21 protein-coding genes are annotated in these 19,580 nt (G+C 72.5%); 12 read left to right on the top strand and 9 right to left on the bottom strand.

The features are described from left to right. The first annotated feature begins 1,697 nt into the window (after positions 1 to 1,697). From LDL48_RS06440 to LDL48_RS06425, 4 genes are all read left to right on the top strand, one after another. Positions 1,698 to 2,039, top strand: coding sequence for a hypothetical protein (locus tag LDL48_RS06440; protein WP_225254146.1), 342 nt, complete (start codon positions 1,698 to 1,700; stop codon positions 2,037 to 2,039). Positions 2,040 to 2,891: 852 nt separating this feature from the next. After that, the gene (locus LDL48_RS06435; protein ID WP_225254056.1) at positions 2,892 to 3,692 is read left to right on the top strand and encodes an ABC transporter permease; all 801 of its coding nucleotides are present in this window, start codon (positions 2,892 to 2,894) and stop codon (positions 3,690 to 3,692) included. After that, entirely contained in the window at positions 3,685 to 4,485 is an 801-nt protein-coding gene (locus LDL48_RS06430; protein WP_225254055.1) for an ABC transporter permease, read from the top strand. Before LDL48_RS06435 ends, LDL48_RS06430 begins: the two co-directional genes overlap by 8 nt. Positions 4,486 to 4,514: 29 nt before the next feature. Beyond that, complete coding sequence (locus LDL48_RS06425; RefSeq protein WP_225254054.1) at positions 4,515 to 5,483, top strand: ABC transporter ATP-binding protein; 969 nt, start codon at positions 4,515 to 4,517, stop codon at positions 5,481 to 5,483. On the opposite strand, the gene LDL48_RS06420 is transcribed toward LDL48_RS06425, so the two are convergent. Continuing rightward, positions 5,467 to 6,036 (bottom strand): helix-turn-helix domain-containing protein, encoded by a 570-nt coding sequence (locus tag LDL48_RS06420; RefSeq protein WP_225254053.1) that lies wholly within the window; start codon positions 6,034 to 6,036, stop codon positions 5,467 to 5,469. The two genes, LDL48_RS06425 and LDL48_RS06420, sit on opposite strands and share 17 nt — an antisense overlap. A 54-nt stretch (positions 6,037 to 6,090) precedes the next feature. Between LDL48_RS06420 and LDL48_RS06415 the strand changes: the two genes are divergently transcribed. Together LDL48_RS06415 and LDL48_RS06410 are read left to right on the top strand one after the other, a co-directional pair. Beyond that, on the top strand, positions 6,091 to 6,837 hold the full coding sequence (locus LDL48_RS06415) for an AzlC family ABC transporter permease (protein ID WP_225254052.1): 747 nt from the start codon (positions 6,091 to 6,093) through the stop codon (positions 6,835 to 6,837). Further along, complete coding sequence (locus LDL48_RS06410) at positions 6,831 to 7,139, top strand: AzlD domain-containing protein (RefSeq protein ID WP_225254051.1); 309 nt, start codon at positions 6,831 to 6,833, stop codon at positions 7,137 to 7,139. Before LDL48_RS06415 ends, LDL48_RS06410 begins: the two co-directional genes overlap by 7 nt. A 36-nt stretch (positions 7,140 to 7,175) precedes the next feature. Here the strand turns inward: LDL48_RS06410 and LDL48_RS06405 are convergent, their stop codons facing one another. The 4 genes from LDL48_RS06405 to LDL48_RS06390 form a co-directional block, all read right to left on the bottom strand. Then, a complete protein-coding gene (locus LDL48_RS06405) occupies positions 7,176 to 7,802 on the bottom strand; it encodes a DUF3043 domain-containing protein (protein ID WP_225254050.1) in 627 nt (208 codons plus the stop codon). A gap of 57 nt (positions 7,803 to 7,859) precedes the next feature. Further along, entirely contained in the window at positions 7,860 to 9,215 is a 1,356-nt protein-coding gene (gene murA / locus LDL48_RS06400; RefSeq protein ID WP_308016434.1) for a UDP-N-acetylglucosamine 1-carboxyvinyltransferase, read from the bottom strand. 215 nt (positions 9,216 to 9,430) lie between these two features. After that, positions 9,431 to 10,600 (bottom strand): quinolinate synthase NadA, encoded by a 1,170-nt coding sequence (nadA, locus tag LDL48_RS06395; protein ID WP_225254049.1) that lies wholly within the window; start codon positions 10,598 to 10,600, stop codon positions 9,431 to 9,433. A gap of 61 nt (positions 10,601 to 10,661) precedes the next feature. After that, entirely contained in the window at positions 10,662 to 10,811 is a 150-nt protein-coding gene (locus tag LDL48_RS06390; RefSeq protein WP_225254048.1) for a hypothetical protein, read from the bottom strand. A gap of 82 nt (positions 10,812 to 10,893) precedes the next feature. Between LDL48_RS06390 and LDL48_RS06385 the strand changes: the two genes are divergently transcribed. From LDL48_RS06385 to LDL48_RS06370, 4 genes are all read left to right on the top strand, one after another. After that, positions 10,894 to 12,006, top strand: coding sequence for a glycerate kinase family protein (locus LDL48_RS06385; protein ID WP_372472052.1), 1,113 nt, complete (start codon positions 10,894 to 10,896; stop codon positions 12,004 to 12,006). Positions 12,007 to 12,102: 96 nt separating this feature from the next. Beyond that, a complete protein-coding gene (erpA, locus tag LDL48_RS06380) occupies positions 12,103 to 12,477 on the top strand; it encodes an iron-sulfur cluster insertion protein ErpA (protein ID WP_225254047.1) in 375 nt (124 codons plus the stop codon). Positions 12,478 to 12,604: 127 nt separating this feature from the next. Further along, positions 12,605 to 13,579 (top strand): carbohydrate kinase family protein, encoded by a 975-nt coding sequence (locus LDL48_RS06375; protein WP_225254046.1) that lies wholly within the window; start codon positions 12,605 to 12,607, stop codon positions 13,577 to 13,579. Beyond that, positions 13,579 to 14,079, top strand: coding sequence for a P-loop nucleotide/nucleoside kinase family protein (locus LDL48_RS06370; RefSeq protein ID WP_225254045.1), 501 nt, complete (start codon positions 13,579 to 13,581; stop codon positions 14,077 to 14,079). Before LDL48_RS06375 ends, LDL48_RS06370 begins: the two co-directional genes overlap by 1 nt. On the opposite strand, the gene LDL48_RS06365 is transcribed toward LDL48_RS06370, so the two are convergent. Both LDL48_RS06365 and LDL48_RS06360 read right to left on the bottom strand, forming a co-directional pair. Further along, positions 14,072 to 14,281: a sulfurtransferase TusA family protein gene (locus tag LDL48_RS06365; RefSeq protein WP_225254044.1), complete on the bottom strand. Its 210-nt coding sequence runs from the start codon at positions 14,279 to 14,281 to the stop codon at positions 14,072 to 14,074. The two genes, LDL48_RS06370 and LDL48_RS06365, sit on opposite strands and share 8 nt — an antisense overlap. Beyond that, positions 14,278 to 15,525 carry a cysteine desulfurase family protein gene (locus tag LDL48_RS06360; RefSeq protein WP_225254043.1) on the bottom strand — a complete coding sequence of 416 codons (1,248 nt, stop codon included), beginning with the start codon at positions 15,523 to 15,525 and terminating at the stop codon, positions 14,278 to 14,280. Before LDL48_RS06360 ends, LDL48_RS06365 begins: the two co-directional genes overlap by 4 nt. 167 nt (positions 15,526 to 15,692) lie before the next feature. On the opposite strand from LDL48_RS06360, the gene ctaC reads away from it, so the two are divergent. Together ctaC and LDL48_RS06350 are read left to right on the top strand one after the other, a co-directional pair. Then, the gene (gene ctaC, locus LDL48_RS06355) at positions 15,693 to 16,625 is read left to right on the top strand and encodes an aa3-type cytochrome oxidase subunit II (protein ID WP_225254042.1); all 933 of its coding nucleotides are present in this window, start codon (positions 15,693 to 15,695) and stop codon (positions 16,623 to 16,625) included. 8 nt (positions 16,626 to 16,633) lie between these two features. Further along, entirely contained in the window at positions 16,634 to 17,059 is a 426-nt protein-coding gene (locus tag LDL48_RS06350; protein ID WP_225254041.1) for a cytochrome c oxidase subunit 4, read from the top strand. 826 nt (positions 17,060 to 17,885) lie between these two features. Here the strand turns inward: LDL48_RS06350 and LDL48_RS06345 are convergent. Continuing rightward, positions 17,886 to 18,092: a hypothetical protein gene (locus tag LDL48_RS06345; protein WP_225254040.1), complete on the bottom strand. Its 207-nt coding sequence runs from the start codon at positions 18,090 to 18,092 to the stop codon at positions 17,886 to 17,888. Between the two features lie 415 nt (positions 18,093 to 18,507). After that, the gene (gene trpD, locus LDL48_RS06340; protein WP_225254039.1) at positions 18,508 to 19,572 is read right to left on the bottom strand and encodes an anthranilate phosphoribosyltransferase; all 1,065 of its coding nucleotides are present in this window, start codon (positions 19,570 to 19,572) and stop codon (positions 18,508 to 18,510) included. Positions 19,573 to 19,580: the final 8 nt, after the last annotated feature.

Below are 19,580 nucleotides of genomic sequence, written 5' to 3'. Positions count from 1 at the left end.
GCCGGTGGCAGTGCCGCCGAGGGCGCGGGTGGCGGAGGAGGCGTCACCGGAGGTGCCGGTGACGGAGACGGTGCCGCCGGCGATGCTGGTACCTCTGGCGGTGCCGGCGGGCGTTCGGACCAGGGCGGCGCCGGTGACTGGGGTGCGGGCCGGTGCGATGCCGACGGCTGAGGCACTGCCGACTCGGGCGCGACCCGCTGGGGCGGAACCGGCGGCGGCACGGCGGGCTGCTGCCACGGCGCCACTTCCTGGGCTGCGGCTTGCTGGGCTGCCGGCCGCTGAGGCGCTGGCTGCTGTGGTGCTGGCTGCTGAGGCGCTGGCTGCTGAGGTGCTGCCTGCTGTGGTGCCGGCCGCGGGGACGCCGGAAGCTGCGCTGCCGGCTGACGGGACGCCGGTAGCTGCGCTGCCGGCTGACGGGATGCCGGCAGCTGCGGAGCTGGTTGCGGTGACGCCGGTTGCTGGGGTGCGGGCTGCGGGCGTGCCGTCGGCGGGGCGGCCGGGGAGGCGGCCGATCGGGCGGCCTTCCACGGCGGCGCGGGCGGCTGCGGGCGCGGTGCCTCCGGCGCGGGCGGCTGCGGGCGCGGTGCCTCCAGCGCGGGCTGCCCGGCGGTGTTCGGCCGGCGGTCCCAGGTGACCGGGGTGCCGTCGGCGCGGCGTGGCACCGCCATCGTGGGATCGGTCGGCGGTTCGAACGGTGTCGGACGCGACTCTCGTGGCGCCGGATGGGCGACCGGGCCGGGCCGGGTATCCCGCAACGTCGGTTCCTGCGCCCCGTAGAACGGTGGCGGCATCTCCTGCCGGGACGGCGGCAGGTCCCGGAACTGCGGGCGCACGTCCTGCGGCACCGGCGGCGTCGCCTGGAACGGCGCGGCCGGCTGGGGGCGCGCGGCATCGCCCGACGGGCGTTGCGGGGCACCGGGCACCGGGGGCCGCGCACCGGACCGCGGTGGCGCAGGCTGGTCGGTACCCGGGACGGGCCGGGGCGGCGGTACGGCGGCTCGCGGCACGGCCGGCGACCCGTAGACACCGGCATCGCGCGCCGGCGGGGCGGCCGGACGCCCGTAGTAGGGCCCGGGCGAGACCGGCGGCGCCGACACACCGCGCGGATCGTCATGCGTCGGGTCGGCCGGCCGTCCCGACACCCGGCGCGTGTCGTCGTAGCCGGACCACTGCGATGCGGGCGGCGCCGATACGCCGCCCGGGTCGTCGTATCGGGTTGGTCCCGGCGGCGCGGAGACGCCACGTGGGTCGTCGTACCGAATGGGGTCCGGCGGCGCGGAGACGCCACGTGGGTCGTCGTACCGAATGGGGCCCGGCGGTGCGGAGACGCCGCGCGGGTCGTCGTAGTAGCCGGATCGGTGCGATCCCGGCGGCGCGCCCGGGTCATGCTGGGGTGGCCGGGCGGCGGCGGGCGAAGCGGGCGTGTCCCGGGGATCGTAGTGCGGCGGCCGGGCCGATCCGGGCGGGCCCGACACACCGCGTGGGTCGTCGGCCCAACCCTGGCGGTAGGGCGACGCCGGAGAGACGGGCGGGACCGGCGCACCGTGCGCGTCTTGCCGCCGGCTGGTGCGTTGCGGCAGCCCGGGCGGACCGTCCGGATCCGTCTCCGGCCACCGCTGGCCGGGCACCACCCATCCCTGTCCAGACGGCCCGTGCCCAGACTGCCCGTGGCCGGGTTGGGCGTGTCCAGACTGCCCGTGCTCAGACTGCCCGTGGCCGGGTTGCGCGTGGCCAGCCTGTCCGTGGCCGGGCTGGGCGTGGCCGGGCTGGCCATAGCCAGGCTGGCCGGGGCCGGTTTGGCCGTAGCCGGATTGGTCGTAGCCGTGCTGGCCAGGACCGTGCTGGCCAGGACCGTGCTGGCCAGGACCGTGCTGGCCAGGACCGTGCTGGCCAGGACCGTGCTGGCCAGGACCGTGCTGGCCAGGACCGTGCTGGCCAGGACCGTGCTGGCCAGGACCGTGCCGGCCAGGACCGTGCTGCCCAGGACCGTGCTGGCCAGCGCCGGGATACCCGGAAGCCGACCGCTCAGGCGCTGGTGAATGCGGCGTTGCCTGAACAGCCCCGCCCGTACCCCAAGAATCGGCCGGAGGCCGGGGCGGTGACGGCCGCTGCTCGCTGCTGTTCCACCCGGACCCGCCGTGCGGCTCCGGCCCGGACCACTGCTGATCGGCCCGGTACCGGTCCGGCCGGCCTTCGCGCTGAGCCCCGGCACCCTCGCGCTGGGCCCCGGCACTCCCAGGCTGGCGCCGGGCCGCCCACGCGTCCGGCAGCCGCTCCGGCAGCGGTACCGCGCGGTTCCAGGACGGTACGTCGCGGGCCGGCGCGGACGGCTCGGGGTACGCGGGCCGGTCCCACTCCGGCGGCGTTGCGGAACGTGACGCCGGTGCGGCGGAGCGCGACGGAGGCGCGGCGGAGCGTGACGGTGGGATCGGGGCCGGCGACGGGACCGCGGGCGGGGGAGCGACGTACGGAACGGGGGCGCGGGACGGCAACTCCGGTGGCGGGTCGGCCGGGTCGATGCCGTGGGAGGCCTCGTAGACGGGAGTGTGCACGACCCGGCGCCGGTGGCCGGGATCGCCGGGATAGCGCTGGTCACCGACCGGTTCCCACTCCCAGGTGATCTCGTAGATCCAGGCCGGCTCGTCGTCCCAGCGGTCCGCGCCCAGGTGGGAGCTCCAGCCGTTCATCGGGCACCCGTCAGGGCGCCGGATGGCTGGTGACGCTCCGTCACGCGGGTCCCACCTTGTCAGAAATGGCGCGGTGGCAGGCCGGGCCACCGGGTAAAGTCGCCCGGCTCCACTGCGGGGGGTTCTGGGAAGGAGATTAGCGGCGTGGACCGGCTCGACGCCAGGGTGCTCACGATCTCTCCAAGCAGTCCGTTCCGGGAGTCGGTGACTACGTTCGGTGCGCTCGCATGGTCGGGTTTCCGGCGGTACGCGACCTACCGGCAGGCGACCATAGCCGGATCGTTCACCAATGTCGTTTTCGGGTTCCTGCGCTGCTATGTCCTGTTGGCGGTGGCTGCGGCGGTGGCGGGCGGCCGCCCGGGCGGGTACGACGCGACGCAGCTGGCCACGTACGTCTGGGTGGGTCAGGGGTTGCTCAGCGTGGTGGCGCTGTGGGGGTGGACCGAGCTTGCCGACCGGATCCGCACCGGTGACGTGGCCGCCGACCTGTTGCGCCCGGTCCCGCCGGTGACCAGCTATCTTGCCGCGGACCTGGGCCGCGCGGGGCACGGCATGCTCACCCGGTTCGGTCCGCCGCTGGTGGTGGGCCTGATCTTCTTCCCGCTGTACGTGCCGGCGCGCTGGTACACGGTGCCGCTGTTCGCGGTGTCCGTGGTGCTCGCCGTGGTGGCCAGTTTCGCCTGCCGGTTCCTGGTCAACGCGACCGCGTACTGGCTGCACGACGCGCGCGGTCCGATCATGCTCTGGATGCTGTCCGCGGGTGTGCTGGCCGGCCTGTACTTCCCGCTGCGCCTGCTGCCGGACTGGCTGACCGTGACGTTGTGGGTGGCGACGCCGTTCCCGGGGCTGCTGCAGACCCCGCTGGACGTGCTGGTGGAACGGGACGGGCCGGCGCTGCAGGTGGCGCTGGTGGCGCTGCAGGCGGTGCACTGCGCGGTGCTGCTGGCGGTGTGCGCGGCGGTGCAGCGGCGGGCGGAGCGCAAGCTGGTGGTGCAGGGTGGCTGAGCTGCGGGCGTACGCCGCGTTGGCCGGTGGGCAGTTGCGTTCGGTGGTGTCGTACCGGGCGTCGTTCGTGGTGGAGATGGTGACCAACCTGGGGAGTACGGCGCTCGACGTGCTCACCGTGCTGGTGCTGTTCAGCACGACGAACGCGGTCGCCGGGTTCACGCTGCCCGAGGCGATCCTGATCGCGGCGCTGTCGTCGTGTGCGTTCACGCTGGCCGACTTCGCGGTCGGCAACATCGACCGGCTGAAGACGTACGTGCGGGCCGGCACGATGGACGCGGTCCTGGTCCGGCCGCTCAGCGCGATGGGCCAGCTGCTGCTGATGGATCTGCCGTTCCGCAAGCTGCTGCGCCTGGCGGTGAGCGCATCGGTGCTGGTGGTCGCGCTGGTCGTCAACGACCTGGACTGGACGCCGGCCCGGGTGGCGCTGCTGGTGGTGACGCCGGTGGCGGGGGCGGTGTTCTTCGGGTCGATCTTCGTGCTCAGTGCCAGCCTGGCGTTCTGGTGGGTGGACTCCGGCGATCTGGGCAGCGCGTTCACCTACGGCGGGCGGGACTTCACGTCGTATCCGGTGCCGGTGTATTCGGGCTGGTTCCGCGCCGTCTTCGCGTACGCGCTGGGCTTCGGTTTCGTGGCCTATCAGCCGGCGCTGGCGCTGCTCGGCCGGGCCGATCCGCTCGGCCTGCCCGCCTGGGCGGGCTATGTCACGCCGCTGGTCGCGGTGGTAGCCGCGGCGGCGGCCGCCGCGATGTGGCGGGCCGGCATCCGGCAGTACCGAAGCACCGGCTCCTGACCGGCGCACCTCATCGAGGCGGGGGAAGCATGAGCATGATCGAGATGCGCGGGCTGCGCAAAGATTTCACGGTACGGGTGAAAGCGGGCCGGCTGCGGCGGGAGAAACGCATCGTGCCGGCCGTGGACGGCGTCGACCTGACCGTGGACGGCGGCGAGATGATCGGGTACATCGGGCCGAACGGCGCCGGCAAGTCGACCACGCTGAAGATGCTGACCGGCATCCTGTCCCCGTCCGCGGGCACGGTGTCGGTGTGCGGGCTGACGCCGGTGCCGCAGCGCACCAGGCTGGCGCTGCAGATCGGCGTGGTGTTCGGGCAGCGCTCCCAGCTGTGGTGGGACCTGCCCCTGCGGGAGTCGTTCGCGCTGCTGCGGCACATCTACCGGGTGCCGCCGGCCGAGCACGCCGCCCGGCTGACCCGGTGCCGGTCGCTGCTGGACCTGGACGGTTTCCTGGACACCCCGGTGCGGCAGTTGTCGCTCGGTCAGCGGATGCGCGGCGAGCTGACCGCGGCGCTGCTGCACGGCCCGCGGGTGCTGTTCCTGGACGAGCCGACCATCGGGCTGGACGTGGTCAGCAAGCAGGCCGTGCGGTCGTTCCTGGCCGAGCTGGGTGCCCGGGGCGACGTGACGCTGGTGCTGACCACCCACGACCTGGCCGACATCGAGCGGCTCTGCCGGCGGCTGGTGGTGATCGACCACGGCCGGGTGGTGCATGACGGCACGATCGACGCGCTGCACGACCGGTACGGTTCCCGCCGCCGCCTGGTGGTCGACCTGGAGTCGCCGCTGCCGGACGGGTTCACGCTGCCCGGCGCGTCGGTCACCGCGGTGGAGGCGGACCGGCACCGGGTGTCGTTCGCGCTGGACACGGTGTCCGCCGGTGCGGCCGTGGCGGCCCTGATGGCGTCCGCGCCGGTGCGCGACCTGTCGCTGGTGGAACCGGACATCGAGGACGTGGTGGCGCGGTTGTACACCTCGGTCAGCGGTGGTCCATGACGAGCACCGCCCAGGTGCCCGGCTCCAGCGCCTGGTAGTGGTGCGGCACGTCGCCCGGGAACGAGATGTAGTCGCCCGGACCCACCTCGACCGGTTCGCCCGCCGGACCGGTCAGGAGCCGCCCGGCGCACACCACGACGTGCTCCATGCTGCCCGGGATGTGCGCGTCGGCCTGCCGTGGCTTCCCCGGCTCCAGCTCCATCACGTAGATGTCCCGCCGCGCGTGCGGGGAGCCCGCGGACAGCAGCGTGCCCAGGAAGTCGGCCTGTTCGGAGGCGAGGCGCGGCCCTTCGCCGGCGCGGATCACCCGTACCGGCGGCACCGGCGGCTCGACCAGCCGGCTGAACGGGACGCCGAGCGCGACGCCCAGCGACCACAGCGTCTCGATGCTGGGATTGCCGGTGCCGGCCTCGAGTTGGGAGAGCGTGGACTTCGCCACACCGGCACGCCGGGCCAGCTCCGCGATGGAGACGCCGACGCGTTCGCGTTCGCGCCGCAGAGCTGCGGCGATGGTCGCCAGCGGAGGCGCGGGTTCGTGCAACGTTCGCTCCATCGGTCGAAACGTTCGGTTTGACGAACGGCGGACGGCCGTTCAATATTTCAATCTATGCGTACGGCAGGCCGAACGAAAGCCACGGACCGGGCACTGCTCCGGGACGCCGGCGCCATCGCGCTCGCCATGATCGCGGTGGGCGCGTCGTTCGGCGCCATCACCATCGCGTACGGGCTGCCCACCTGGATCCCGTTCGCCATGTCCACGGTGGTGTTCGCGGGCGGCGCCCAGTTCCTCGCGGTCGGCCTGATCGCCGCCGGGAACCCGATCGCCGCCGTGTTCGCCGGGCTGTTGCTGAACGCCCGCCACCTGCCGTTCGGCCTGGCCGTGTCGGACACCGTCGGCACCCGCTGGCGGGACCGCCTGATCGGCAGCCACCTGATGACCGACGAGGTGGTCGCGTTCACGCTGGCCGAGAAGGACCCGCTGCGGCGGCGCCGGGTCTACTGGCTGATCGGCATCACGTTGTTCACCAGCTGGAACGCCGGCACCGCGCTGGGGGTCCTGCTCGGCGGGGCCACCGGCGATCCGGCCGCGCTGGGCCTGGACGCGGCCTTCCCGGCCGGGTTGATCGCGCTGATCCTGCCGTCGCTGCGGGACCGGCAGGTGCGGCTGGTGGCGCTCGCCGGGGCGGGCATCGCGGTCCTGGCCACGCCGGTCCTGCCGGCCGGGTTGCCGGTGTTGTGCGCGCTGCTCGGGCTCGGTGTGCTGCTCCTGCCCCGGCGGTGGGGTGGCGGAACGCCCGAGGGCGCGGAGACCGCCGGTGACAACCCGGTGGGGGAGCGGGAGGCGGCATGGTGATCGCGGCGGTTCTGGCGCTGGCCGTCGGGACGTACACGATGCGGCTGGCCGGGGTGGTCCTCGCCGACCGGCTGGAACTGTCCGGCTCGCTGCAGCGGCTGCTGCCGATGGCCGCGGCGGCACTGCTGGCGGCGCTCGCGCTCACCGCGGCCCTGATGGAGGGCTCCAGGTTCGCCGGTGTGGCGCGCCCGGCGGGAGTGGCGGTGGGCGCCCTGCTGGCCTGGCGCCGGGCGCCGTTCGTGGTGGTGGTCGTCGCGGCGGCGGCCACCACGGCGCTGCTCCGCCTCGCCGGCGTCCCGTGACGGGGGTCGTGACCCGTCACCGGGTCCGATCGTGGCTCAGACCTTGGTGCCCAGTTCGATCTTCGGCTTCGGCACGCGCATGCGGCGGAACGTCAGGCCGCGCATGATCCCGTACAGGTACAGCGACCCCATCCGCTGCGTGGTGTTCGGGAAACGCTCCTTGACCAGGCGCCGGGTGCGCCGCGCGATCAGCCAGCTGTCCAGGATGACGCCGACCGCGAGCAGCGCCCACAGCAGGTTCGACGCGATCTGGACCGGCATCGGCATCCGGGTCGAGGAACCCAGCAGCACGATGATCGCGCCGGCGAAGAACCAGGTGCCGACGGTGCGGCGGGAGTCGACGATGTTGCGGACCAGGGCCCGCTCCGGACCGCGGTCCCGGGCCAGCAGGTACCGCTCGTCGCCGGCCCGCATGCCCTCGGCGGCCTCGGCGCGCTCCGCGCGCTGGCGGGCCCGCATCTGCTTGTAGGCCTCGCGCCGGTTGGACGGGGCGGGCTCGGCCGCCCGGCGCTGGTTGCTGTTCCGCTTCGGGGTGGCCACCCCGAGTTCCTTCTTGCTGGGCGTGTAGCCCTTCGGCCGGGGCGCAGACGGCTCCGCCGGCTCGGTGGTGGTCACGGAGTCGGCGACGTCGGCGGACTTGCTGCGGCGAAAAAGCGAGGACACCCCAGAAGCGTAGCCAAGCCCGGCGACGCGGCCTACACCGCGCCGCCGGGGGCTCGATCAGAGCCGCTCGACGTGGGCGCCGAGCGCCGCCAGTTTGCCTTCGAAGTCCTCGTACCCGCGGTTGATCAGGTCGACTCCGTACACCCGGGAGGTGCCCTCCGCGGCCAGCGCCGCGATCAGGTGGCTGAAGCCGGCCCGCAGGTCGGGAATCACCAGGTCGGCGGCGTGCAGCTTGGACGGGCCGGCGATCACCGCGGAGTGCTTGAAGTTGCGCCGGCCGAACCGGCACGGGGTGCCGCCCAGACAGTCGCGGTAGACCTGGATGGTGGCGCCCATCTGGTTCAGCGCCTCGGTGTAGCCGAGCCGCTGCTCGTACACCGTCTCGTGGACGATCGACAGGCCGCGGGCCTGGGTCAGCGCGACCACCAGCGGCTGCTGCCAGTCGGTCATGAAGCCCGGGTGTACGTCCGTCTCCAGCGCCACCGCCTGCAGCTCGCCGCCGGGGTGCCAGAACCGGATGCCGCCCTCGTGGCCGGTCACCCCGGGCCGCCCGACCCGTTCGTCGGCGATCTCGAGTTCGCCGCCGATGGAGCGGTACACGTTCAGGAACGTCATCATGTCGGCCTGCCGGGCGCCGAGCACCTCGACGTTGCCGCGGGTGGCCAGCGCGGCGGCGGCCCAGCTGGCGGCCTCGATCCGGTCCGGGATCGGGCGGTGGGTGTAGCCGTGCAGCCGCGGTACGCCCTGGATCTCGATGACCCGGTCGGTGTGCACCGTGATGATCGCGCCCATCTTCTGCAGGACGCAGATCAGGTCGACGATCTCCGGCTCCACCGCGGCGTTGCGCAGCTCGGTGACGCCCTCCGCGCGGACCGCGGTGAGCAGCACCTGCTCGGTGGCGCCCACGCTCGGGTACGGCAGCTCCAGCTTGGTGCCGTGCAGCCCGTTCGGCGCGGTGAGGTGCATGCCCTCAGGGGTCTTGTCGACGACCGCGCCGAACTGCCGCAGCGCCTGGATGTGGAAGTCGATCGGGCGCGGGCCGATGTGGCAGCCGCCCAGGTCGGGGATGAACGCGTGCCCGAGCCGGTGCAGCAGCGGGCCGCAGAGCAGGATGGGGATCCGGCTCGACCCGGCGTGCACGTTGATCTCATCGGTGCTGGCGGTCTCCACGTGGCTGGGGTCCATCACCAGCTCACCGTCGTCGGCGCCGTCGCTGACCTTGACGCCGTGCAGTTCGAGCAGGCCGCTGACGACCTCCACGTCACGGATGCGGGGTACGTCGAACAACCGGCTCGGTGTCTCGCCCAGCAGGGCGGCCACCATGGCCTTGGAAACCAGGTTCTTGGCGCCACGGACCCGGATCTGTCCGTGCAGCGGCGCTCCGCCGTGCACGACCAGGACGTCGTCGCTCAAAGCAACCTCCAGAAGGGGCGGGAAGACCGCCCGGCGAGTACGAGGGGGTGCGCCGGCGGGTGGGGGACCCACGGCAGCCGCCCGGGCAGCATAGCCCTGCGTGACCAGAGCAGAAATCACCAGAAGGCTCAGGGAGGCAGGAATTGCTGATGTTTAAGACAACAGAAAGACAGGCCCGTGCGTACGGGCAACTGCCGGTTACGTACCGTGACGAATTAGGGAAGCGCGAGCATCTGATCCAGCGCGACCCGCGCATGGTGTGCGGTGTCCGGGTCGACCGTGATCTGGTTCGGCACGCGGCCGGCCACCAGCTCCTCCAGCGACCAGACGAGGTGCGGCAGATCGATGCGGTTCATCGTGGAGCAGTAGCAGACCGCCCGGTCCAGGAACATGATCTGCTTGTCCGGGTGGGCCAGCGCCATCCGGCGTACCAGATTGAGCTCCGTGCCCACCGCCCACGCCGAGCCGGCCGGGGCCGCGTCCAGGGCCTTGATGATGTATTCGGTCGAGCCGACCTGGTCGGCCGCCCGCACCACCTCGTGCCGGCACTCCGGGTGCACCAGCACGTTCACGCCGGGCACCCGCTCGCGTACCTCACGGACGCTGTCCAGGGTGAACCGGCCGTGCACCGAGCAGTGCCCGCGCCAGAGGATCATCTTCGCCGCGCGCAGCTGCTCGGCGGTGAGGCCGCCGTTCGGCTTGTGCGGGTCGTAGAGCACGCAGTCGTCCAGCGTCAGCCCCATCTCCAGCACCGCGGTGTTGCGTCCCAGGTGCTGGTCGGGCAGGAAGAAGACCTTCGAGCCGCTCTCGAAGGCCCAGGTCAACGCGCGCTCGGCGTTGGACGAGGTGCAGACCGTGCCGCCGTTGCGGCCGACGAAGCCCTTGATGTCGGCCGATGAGTTCATGTACGTCACCGGGACGATGTCGTCCGCGATGCCCAGGTCGGTGAACTGCTCCCAGGCCGTCTCCACCTGCCCCAGCACCGCCATGTCGGCCATCGAGCAGCCGGCCGCCAGGTCGGGCAGCACCACCCGCTGGTCCGGGCCGGTCAGGATGTCGGCGCTCTCCGCCATGAAGTGCACGCCGCAGAACACGATGAACTCGGCCGCGGGCCGGGCGGCGGCCTCCCGAGCCAGCTTGAACGAGTCCCCGGTGACGTCGGCGAACTGGATGACCTCGTCGCGCTGGTAGTGGTGCCCGAGCACGAACACCCGGTCGCCGAGCGCGGCCTTGGCGGCGGTGGCCCGGGCCACCAGGTCGGGGTCGCTGGGCGCGGGCAGGTCACCGGGGCAGTCGACGCCGCGCTCGCTGGCGGGGTCGGTGTCGCGGCCCAGCAACAGCAGGGACAACGCGGTGTTGGCGGGTTCGGTCCAGGTCGACGTCACGAGCCCATGGTTCCACAGCGCCGGGCCCGGAGATCCGGGCTCCGGCGGTGGTCTGTGACACTCAGCGGCGGCGCCCCTGCAGCTTGGCCAGGATGCTCCGGGCCCGGGCCTGGTTCTCCGGCTTGGCGAGCTGCTGCCGGCCCTGCTGGAGAAGGCGCTGACCCTTCGGGGTACGCAGGAACATCTGAATGCGCTGTACCAGTGATGCCATGGTGTCTCCTCGCAGAGTGGTGCCGGGTTCCACGGTCGCATCCGAACCTGGGTGATCCCTGTGGTCCGCTACGTTCGCAGTCGTGCGCGTACTCATATGCCCCGACAAGTTCGCCGGAACACTTACCGCCTCGGAAGCGGCACGATCGCTCGCGGCGGGGTGGCACGAGTCCGCACCCGGCGACGAGACGGTGCTGCGGCCCCTCGCCGACGGCGGCCCCGGTTTCGTCGAGGTGCTGGCCGAGGCGCTGGGCGGGCGGCGGCTTCCGGTCACGACCGTGGACCCGCTCGGCCGACCGGTCACCGGCGAGATCCTGCTGGTCGGCGCCACCGCATACGTGGAGAGTGCCCAGTCCTGCGGCCTGCACCTGCTCGACCAGACCGAGCGCGACCCCAACGTCACCACCTCGTACGGCCTGGGCCTGCTGCTCGCCGCCGCGGTGGAGGCCGGCGCCACCGAGGTGGTGGTCGGGCTGGGCGGTTCCGCGGTGAACGACGCCGGCGCCGGGATGCTGGCCGCGCTCGGCGCCGGGCCGGTGGACGTGGGCGGGTACGCGCTGCCGTACGGGGGAGCGGTGCTCGGTGCGGCCGAGGCGCTGGCCGGGCGGCCCCAGCTGCGGCAGGTCCGGCTGGTCGCCGCGACCGACGTGGACAACCCGCTGGTCGGCCTGCACGGCGCCAGCAACGTGTACGGGCCGCAGAAGGGCGCGAGCCGGGAGGACGTGCTGCGGCTGGACGCGGCACTGGAGCACTTCGCGGGCGTGCTCGGAACCGCGTTCGGCGTACCCGGGCTGGCCACCCTCCCCGGCGGCGGCGCGGCCGGCGGCATCGGGGCGGCGCTACTGGCCCTCGGCGGCCGGGTGGTTTCCGGGATTTCCCTGGTCACCGGCCTGATCGGGCTGGAAGCCGAGCTGGACGCCGCGGACCTGGTGATCACCGGAGAGGGCTCCTTCGACCATCAGAGCCTGCGCGGGAAGGTGGCCGCGGGCGTGGCCGGCGGTGCCCGGGACCGCGGCCTGCCCTGCGTGGTGGTGGCCGGGCGGGTGGAGACCGGGTACCGGGAGGCCGCCGCGGCCGGCGTCACCGAGCTGCATTCGCTGGTCGAGCACTTCGGGTCCGAGGAGCGGGCGATGGCGGAGGCGGCCCGCGGACTGGGTGAGATCGGCGCCCGGCTGGCCCGCCAATGGAGCCGGTAGTGGGTGACGTCATCGCGCTACCGATTGGGAATCATCCGCGGTAGGGCTAGCGTTGTCGATTACGGAAGACCATCCGCACCGGCAGGAGAAACGCACGTGACCACTGAAGCGCACACCGAGTCGACCGAGGCCGTCACCGCCGCGCCGACCGGCGTCATCTTGACCGATGTCGCGGCCGTGAAGGTCAAGGCCCTGATCGAGCAGGAAGGGCGCGACGATCTGCGCCTGCGCATTGCCGTGCAGCCGGGCGGCTGCTCCGGCCTGCGGTACCAGCTGTTCTTCGACGAGCGGTCGCTGGACGGCGACGTCGTCGCCGACTTCGACGGCGTGGAGGTCGTGGTCGACCGGATGAGTTCGCCTTATCTGGCCGGCGCCACGATCGACTTCGCGGACCGGATCGACGCACAGGGCTTCACCATCGACAACCCGAACGCGCAGAACTCGTGCGCGTGCGGCGACTCGTTCCACTGATCAGTCGCTGATCCGACCCGAAGGCCGCCCCCCGGGGCGGCCTTCGGCATGTCCGCGGGATGTCCGGCAGGCATCGTCCCGGTAGGCTCTCGGCGTACGCCCCCCGTTCCCGACCTCGAGGGCCACCATGAAGATCGCGGTCACCGGCTCGATCGCCACCGACCACCTGATGCACTTCCCGGGCAAGTTCGCCGACCAGCTCATCGCCGACCAGCTGCACAAGGTGTCGCTGTCCTTCCTCGTCGACGACCTGGTGGTCCGCCGGGGCGGCGTGGCGTCGAACATCGCCTTCGGCCTGGGCCAGCTCGGCCTCCGGCCGATCCTGGTGGGTGCCGTCGGTGCCGACTTCGCCGACTACCGGTCCTGGCTGGAACGGCACGGCGTCGACTGCGACTCCGTGCACGTCAGCGAGGTCGCACACACCGCCCGGTTCGTCTGCACCACCGACGACGACCTCAACCAGATCGCCTCCTTCTACGCCGGCGCCATGGCCGAGGCCCGCAACATCGAGCTGGCCCCGGTGGCCGCCCGGGCCGGCGGCCTCGACCTCGTGCTGATCAGCGCGAACGACCCGGCCGCGATGATCCGCCACTCGCAGGAGTGCCGGGCCCGGGGCCTGCGGTTCGCCGCCGACCCGTCACAGCAGCTCGCCCGCATGGAGGGCAGCGACGTGATGACGCTGATCGACGGCGCGGAATACCTGCTGACCAACGACTACGAGCGCTCGCTGCTCGAGACGAAGGCCGGCCTGAGCAGCGACCAGGTGCTGGAACACGTCAAGATCCGGGTCACCACCCAGGGCCGGGACGGCGTCGAGATCACCGGCCGCGGCATCGAGCGGATCCACGTGCCGGTCGCCCGCGACGTCATCCCGGACGACCCGACCGGCGTCGGCGACGGCTTCCGGGCCGGTTTCTTCGCCGCCATCGGCTGGGGCGTCGGACTGGAACGGGCCGCCCAGGTGGGCTCGCTGATCGCGGCCCTGGTGCTGGAGACGGTCGGCCCCCAGGAATACGAGGTGCGCAGCGACTTCTTCGTGAAGCGCTTCGCCGACTCGTACGGCGACGCCGCCGCCGCCGAGATCCAGCCGCACCTGCCCTGATGGTGCTGGCGGTCTTCGCTGGGCTGCCCGGGGTCGGCAAGAGCACACTCGCCGCCCGGGTGGCCGCGGAGCTGCCCGCCGCCGTGCTCCCGGTGGACACGGTCGACTTCACGCTGCAGCGGTACGACGTCGCCGAGGCCCGTCCCGGCTACGCGGCGTACGGCGTGGTCGCCGCGCTCGCCGAGGTCCAGTTGCGGATCGGCCACCACGTGATCATCGACGCGGTCAATCCGGTCCGGTCGGCCCGGGACCTCTGGGTCGACCTGGCCGACCGGCTCCGGGTGCCGCTGCGCGTCGTCGAGGTGGTCTGCGGCGACGACGCCGAACACCGCCGCCGGGTCGAGGCCCGGTACGCGGCCCGCGACCACGACGGCGTCCCGGACTGGGTGCGCGTACTGGAACGCCGCAGCGAGTACGAGCCGTACCTCGGGCCGCGGCTGGTGGTCGACACCCACCTGGCGACGGAGCCGGTGCCGCCCGTGGTGGCGTACCTCAGCTGATCCGGCGCACCTCGAACGCGGTGTCCGCGGCGCTGACCAGTTCCTGGCCCTTCATCCGGCACCACGCGGCGATGTCGTTGGCCGCGGCCGGGTCGTCGGCCAGCACCCGCACCACGTCACCCACCTCCACCGTCCGGACCGCCTTCGCCAGCTCGATGATCGGCAGCGGACACCGCCGCCCCAGACAGTCCAGCTCGATCACAGCCCAACCTCCGTCCGCAGGTCCGCCACCACGCCCGGCAGCACCGCGAGGAACCGGTCCACGTCCGCCTCCGTGGTGCCGGCGTGCAGCGACACCCGCACGTTGCCGTGGCTGAGCACGCCCATCGCCTCCAGCACGTGACTGGGCCGCAGCGTCGACGCCGTGCACGACGAGCCGGACGAGACCGCGAACCCGTGCCGGTCCAGGGCGTGCAGCAGGGCCTCGCCGTCGACGTACAGGCAGGAGAACGTCACCAGGTGCGGCAGCCGGTCCACCGGGTCGCCCACCACCTCCACGTCCGGCACGGTCCGCGACACCGTGTCCCGGATGCGGTCCACCAGCGCGGACAGGCGTACCGCCTCGGCCGCGGCCGCGTCGAGCACCGCCCGCAGCGACGCCGCCGCCGCCACGATCGCCGGCAGGTCCGGCGCACCGGCCGCGCGCGGCCGATAAAGGTCGTCACCGGGGTACGGCGACCGCCAGCGCGTCCCCTTCCGCACCACCAGCAGGCCGACCCCGGGCGGCCCGCCCCACTTGTGCGCGCTCGCGGTCAGCAGTGACCACTGCGGCGGCACCGGGACCCGCCCCACCGACTGCGCGGCGTCGACGTACAGCGGCACCCCGGCCTCCGCGCAGGCCTCCGCGGCCGCCGCCACCGGTTGCACCGTGCCGACTTCGTGGCTCGCGCTGATCAGGCTGGCCAGCGCCACCCCGGGCGCGGCCACCGCGGCCCGCCAGGCGTCCAGGTCCAGCCGTCCGCGCAGATCCACCCCGACCGGGACGGAGGGGCGGTTGTGCGGTGGTGTGCCACTGGAGCGCTCCAGTGGCACACCAGCGTCGTCATCGGGCCCGGATGACGACCGTGGTGTTCCACCGACGCGGGCTGTGGCGTGCCGGGCCGCGGCGTGCAGTACCGCGGAGTGTTCGATCGCCGAGTGCACCAGCGTGTGCCCGGCCCGCTCCCGGCCCGCCAGCCCGCCCAGGATCGCGGCGTGCACCGCGGCGGTGCCGGAGGGCCAGAAGGACAGCTCGTCCGGGCGTACCCCCAGACTCTCCGCGGTCGCGGCCTGTGCCGCCTCCAGCAGCCGGCGTGCCCGGCGACCGCTCGCGTAGAGCCGGTCCGGGTCGGGCCAGCCGTCGTCGAGTGCCGCCAGCAGCGCCTGCCGTGCCACCGGATGCAGCGGCGCGGCCGTGGCCGCGTCCAGGTATGCCGCCGCACCGGCGGGAACGCCCGTGTCTTCCACGCCAGGAACGGTATCGTCCGGTAATCCGGGGGTATGCACGAGCGCACGAAGATCGGACCCCCGACCCGGACGGTAGGGCCAGGTCGAGTAATGTGCGACCGTCGGTGACGCCTTGGCGCCGGTGTCCGGATCGGCACTCCGGCGTGCTGCATAGGAGGCAGGAGCAGGTGGGCGTAAAGAGTACGGCCGCACGGCCACGGGCAACCCGGCTCGCCGGGTTCGGTGTCGTCGTGGCGACGCTGCTGCCCCTGCTGGCGGGCTGTTCCGTGGACGGCGTCGGCAAGGCCTTCGGCCACTTCGGCTGGCCGGGCAGAGGCATCACGCTGCAGGCCCACAGCATGTACGACCTGTGGATCGCCTCGACCATCGCCGCGCTCGCCGTCGGTGTCCTCGTCTGGGGCCTGATCTTCTGGTGCGTGATCCGGTACCGCAAGCGCAGCGACGAACTGCCTGTGCAGACCCGGTTCAACATGCCGATGGAGACGCTCTACACGGTCACCCCGATCCTGATCGTCGCGGTGCTCTTCTACTACACCGCGATCGTGCAGACCGACGTCGACAAGATGTCGCGCAACCCCGACCAGGTGGTCGAGGTGGTCGCGTTCAAGTGGAACTGGCAGTTCAACTACCGCGACGGCGTCGGGCCCGAGGCCGACACGGTCGCCTCCACGCTCGGCACCGACGACGTGATTCCGCTGCTGGTGCTGCCGACCGGTAAGAAGGTCCGGTTCGAGGAGACCAGCCGGGACGTCATCCACTCGTTCTGGGTGCCCGAGATGCTGTTCAAGCGGGACGTGTTCCCCGGCAACGTGCGCAACTCGTTCGAGGTGACCCTCGACAAGGAGGGCCGGTACGTCGGCCGCTGCGCCGAACTCTGTGGCACGTACCACGCGTTCATGCAGTTCGAGCTGGTCGTGGTCTCCCCGGAGCGGTTCGACCAGTACCTCGCCGCCAAGCGTGGGGGTGCCTCCACCGCCGACGCGATGGCTGCCATCGGCTTCACCGGTGACGACCGGTTCGCGGTCACCACCCGGCCGTTCGACACCCGCCGGCAGACGCAGAGCTGGAACAAGTCCGGCGAAGTCACCGCAGGGAAGTAGGGGACAACGTGAAGACCGAGTACAAGATCTTCTCCGGCGTCGCCGTCTTCCTGTTCGGATGCGCGATCGTCTACGGCCTCTACACCAAGGGCGAGGTCGGCCAGACCGAGTGGGTGGGCACCGTGGCGCTCATCCTGTCCGGCCTGCTCTGCCTCATGTGCGGCGGCTTCTTCTGGTTCGTCGCCCGGCGCATCGACCTGCGCCCCGAGGACCGGGCGGACGGCGAGATCGCCGAGGGTGCGGGCGAGATCGGTTTCTTCAGCCCGGGCAGCTACTGGCCCTTCGGCCTGGCGCTGGCCGCGTCGGTGGCCGGCCTGGGCCTGGTGTACTGGCAGTGGTGGCTGATCACCCTGGGTCTGGTCATGGTGATCTTCGCGGCCTGCGGGCTGCTGTTCGAGTACTACAGCGGCACCCGCCACACGGCGGAACACTGACGCTTTCGCACGACGAGCGGCCCGGATCCCCTGGTGGGGGTCCGGGCCCTTGCGTATGTATCGCCGCGGACCAGTGCCGTCACGCGGCAGCCGAGCTGTCACGCGGTAGCCGAGCTGTCACGCGGCAGCCGAGCTGTCACGCGGCAGCGGTGCCGCCACGCGGTAGCCGTGCTGCCACGCGGCAGCGGTGCCGCCACCCGGTAGCCGTGCTGCCACGCGGTAGCTGTGCCACACGCGCGCAGTCGTGCCGGTCACTCGGGCAGCCGTGTCACTACGCGGGCAGCCGTGTCACTACGCGGGCAGCCGTGCCACCACGCGGGCAGCCGTGCCACCACGCGCGCAGCCGTGTCATCAAGCGGCAGCCTGCCGCTACGCGGGCAGCCGTGCCACCACGCGGGCAGCCGTGCCACCACGCGGGCAGCCGTGCCACCACGCGCGCAGCCGTGCCACCACGCGCGCAGCCGTGCCACCACGCGCGCAGCCTGCCGCTACGCGGGGAGATCTTGGAGACTGGGCCGAATCTTGGAGCGAAATGGCCCCTGGAGGGGCGTTCCCGCGCCAAGATCTGCCTCAGCCTCCAAGATCTACCGCTCGAATGACGCATAACGGTCACGAGCGCCGCCGATCCGACGCCGCACCCGGTGGCATTCGAGCAACGAGACCCGGTTAGTGACGGTTCGACCGTGCCAACGGCCTCGTCCCAGCAACCGCGAGCTGGCCTCGGCTGCCCGGCTTCCGCCGATCTTGGAGTTGTGGTGGTCGCACAATGCCAATGGGACGTAGCTCTCCGTCCACAACTCCAAGATCGAAGCAGGGCGGTGGGGGATCAGGCGGCGCGCCGTTGTTGCGGGGCGACCTGCCCCTTCCGCCGGGTCTGCAGCAGGTGCACCGTGACGGGGACGAGCAGTTCGGCCGCACCGCACCGGGTGCAGACCAACTCGGGGCACTCGTCGTCGTGCCCGTCGCCGCACGGCGGCACCTCGAAGAGCATGTCGCCGTTGCAGATGATGCAGCGTTGTTCGCGCTCTTTCACGGGTGGCTCCTCTTCGTCGGCAGTCGGAAGGTGGAATTACCCGGTTGTCATTCTGACGCTGCCATGGACACCAGGAAACGCGGGGGAGGCCGATCGGCGTGTCGGCCAACGAAACACGAGGCTGCCTCGCGAGGCTGCCTCGCTAATCAGCGACCGGAGTGAGCAGGCGGCCTGAGCAGACGGCCTGAGCAGGCGCTCTGGGCAGGCCGAGTGAGCAGGCGGCCTGATCAGGCGGTCTGGGCAGGGCAGGCCGAGTGAGCAGGCGGTCTGGGCAGGCCGAGTGAGCAGGCCGAGTGATCAGGCGGTCTGGGCGGGCCGAGTGAGCAGGCGGTCCGAGTGGGCGAGGCGGCTGCTTCCCCAGCGTGGCCAGGCTGCCTGACCCGAAGCCGCAGGGACCGCGGCCCGCGAGGTTAGCTCAGTCGGACTCGGCGGCCTTGGCGGCCTGTGCCGCGGTCACCCACCGGTCCAGCAGCGCCGTGGCCGCCCCCGAGTCCACCGCCTGCCCGGCCCGGACGATGCCGGCCCGCATGGTGTCGCGAAACTCACCCGGGAAGCCCGCATGCGCCGCGAACGCGGCCGCCGCGTTGAGCAGGACCGCGTCCCGTACCGGCCCGGTCTCGCCGGCGAAGATGCGCCGGGCCACGTCCGCGTTGAACTCGGCGTCCCCGCCGCGCAGGTCGCCCGGTGCGCTGCGGGGCAGGCCCAGGTCGACGGCGTCGACCACGGACTCCTCGACCTTGCCGACGCGGGCCATCCACACCCGGGTCGGCGCCGCCGTGGTGAACTCGTCGAGGCCGTCCTCACCGCGCATGACCAGGGCGGAGTCGCCGCGTCGGGCGAACACCTCGGCCATCACGGGGGCCATCCGCAGGTCGAAGCAGCCGACCGCGGCGGACGTCGGCCGGGCCGGGTTGGTGAGCGGGCCGAGCATGTTGAAGAACGTGGGTACGCCCAGCTCGCGCCGGGGGACGGCGGCGTGCCGCATGCCGGGGTGGTAGCGGGCGGCGAAGCAGAAGCCGATGCCGGCCTCGGACACGGTGCGCAGCACGCCGGCGGGGCCCAGGTCGAGCGGGATGCCGAAGTGCTCCAGCAGGTCGGCGGTGCCGCAGGCGGACGAGGCGGCGCGGTTGCCGTGCTTGACCACCCGGACGCCGGCCGCCGCCACGATGATCGCGGCCATGGTGGAGATGTTCACGGTGTGGGCCCGGTCACCGCCGGTGCCGACCACGTCCACGGCGTCGGTGCGGAACTCGTCCGGCAGGTCCACCGGGGTGGCGTTGGCCAGCATCGCGTCGACCAGGCCGGCCAGCTCGCCGGGCGTCTCGCCCTTGGCCCGCAGCGCCACCGCCAGGCCGGACACCTGGACCGGGGTGGCGTTGCCGGCCATGATCTCGCCCATCGCCCAGGCGGTGTCCGGTGCGTCGAGTTCCTCGCCGCGGAGCAGGGCGCTCAGCAGGTTGGGCCAGGTGCGTGCGCCCATGGTGGGCC

Origin of the sequence: Jidongwangia harbinensis (assembly GCF_020216025.1) — a bacterium.
GTDB lineage: Bacteria > Actinomycetota > Actinomycetes > Mycobacteriales > Micromonosporaceae > Actinoplanes > Actinoplanes harbinensis.
The sequence above is the reverse complement of the archived record's forward strand: the minus strand, read 5'-3'. Positions and strand labels throughout refer to the sequence as shown.

Coding starts and splice junctions, on each gene's coding strand:
- LDL48_RS06375 (WP_225254046.1), top strand. CDS start 12,605: ATGAAGATCGCGGTCACCGGCTCGATCGCCACCGACCACCTGATGCAC.
- trpD (WP_225254039.1), bottom strand. CDS start 19,572: ATGGGCGCACGCACCTGGCCCAACCTGCTGAGCGCCCTGCTCCGCGGC.
- LDL48_RS06420 (WP_225254053.1), bottom strand. CDS start 6,036: ATGGAGCGAACGTTGCACGAACCCGCGCCTCCGCTGGCGACCATCGCC.
- LDL48_RS06370 (WP_225254045.1), top strand. CDS start 13,579: ATGGTGCTGGCGGTCTTCGCTGGGCTGCCCGGGGTCGGCAAGAGCACA.
- LDL48_RS06425 (WP_225254054.1), top strand. CDS start 4,515: ATGAGCATGATCGAGATGCGCGGGCTGCGCAAAGATTTCACGGTACGG.
- LDL48_RS06415 (WP_225254052.1), top strand. CDS start 6,091: ATGCGTACGGCAGGCCGAACGAAAGCCACGGACCGGGCACTGCTCCGG.
- LDL48_RS06390 (WP_225254048.1), bottom strand. CDS start 10,811: ATGGCATCACTGGTACAGCGCATTCAGATGTTCCTGCGTACCCCGAAG.
- LDL48_RS06410 (WP_225254051.1), top strand. CDS start 6,831: ATGGTGATCGCGGCGGTTCTGGCGCTGGCCGTCGGGACGTACACGATG.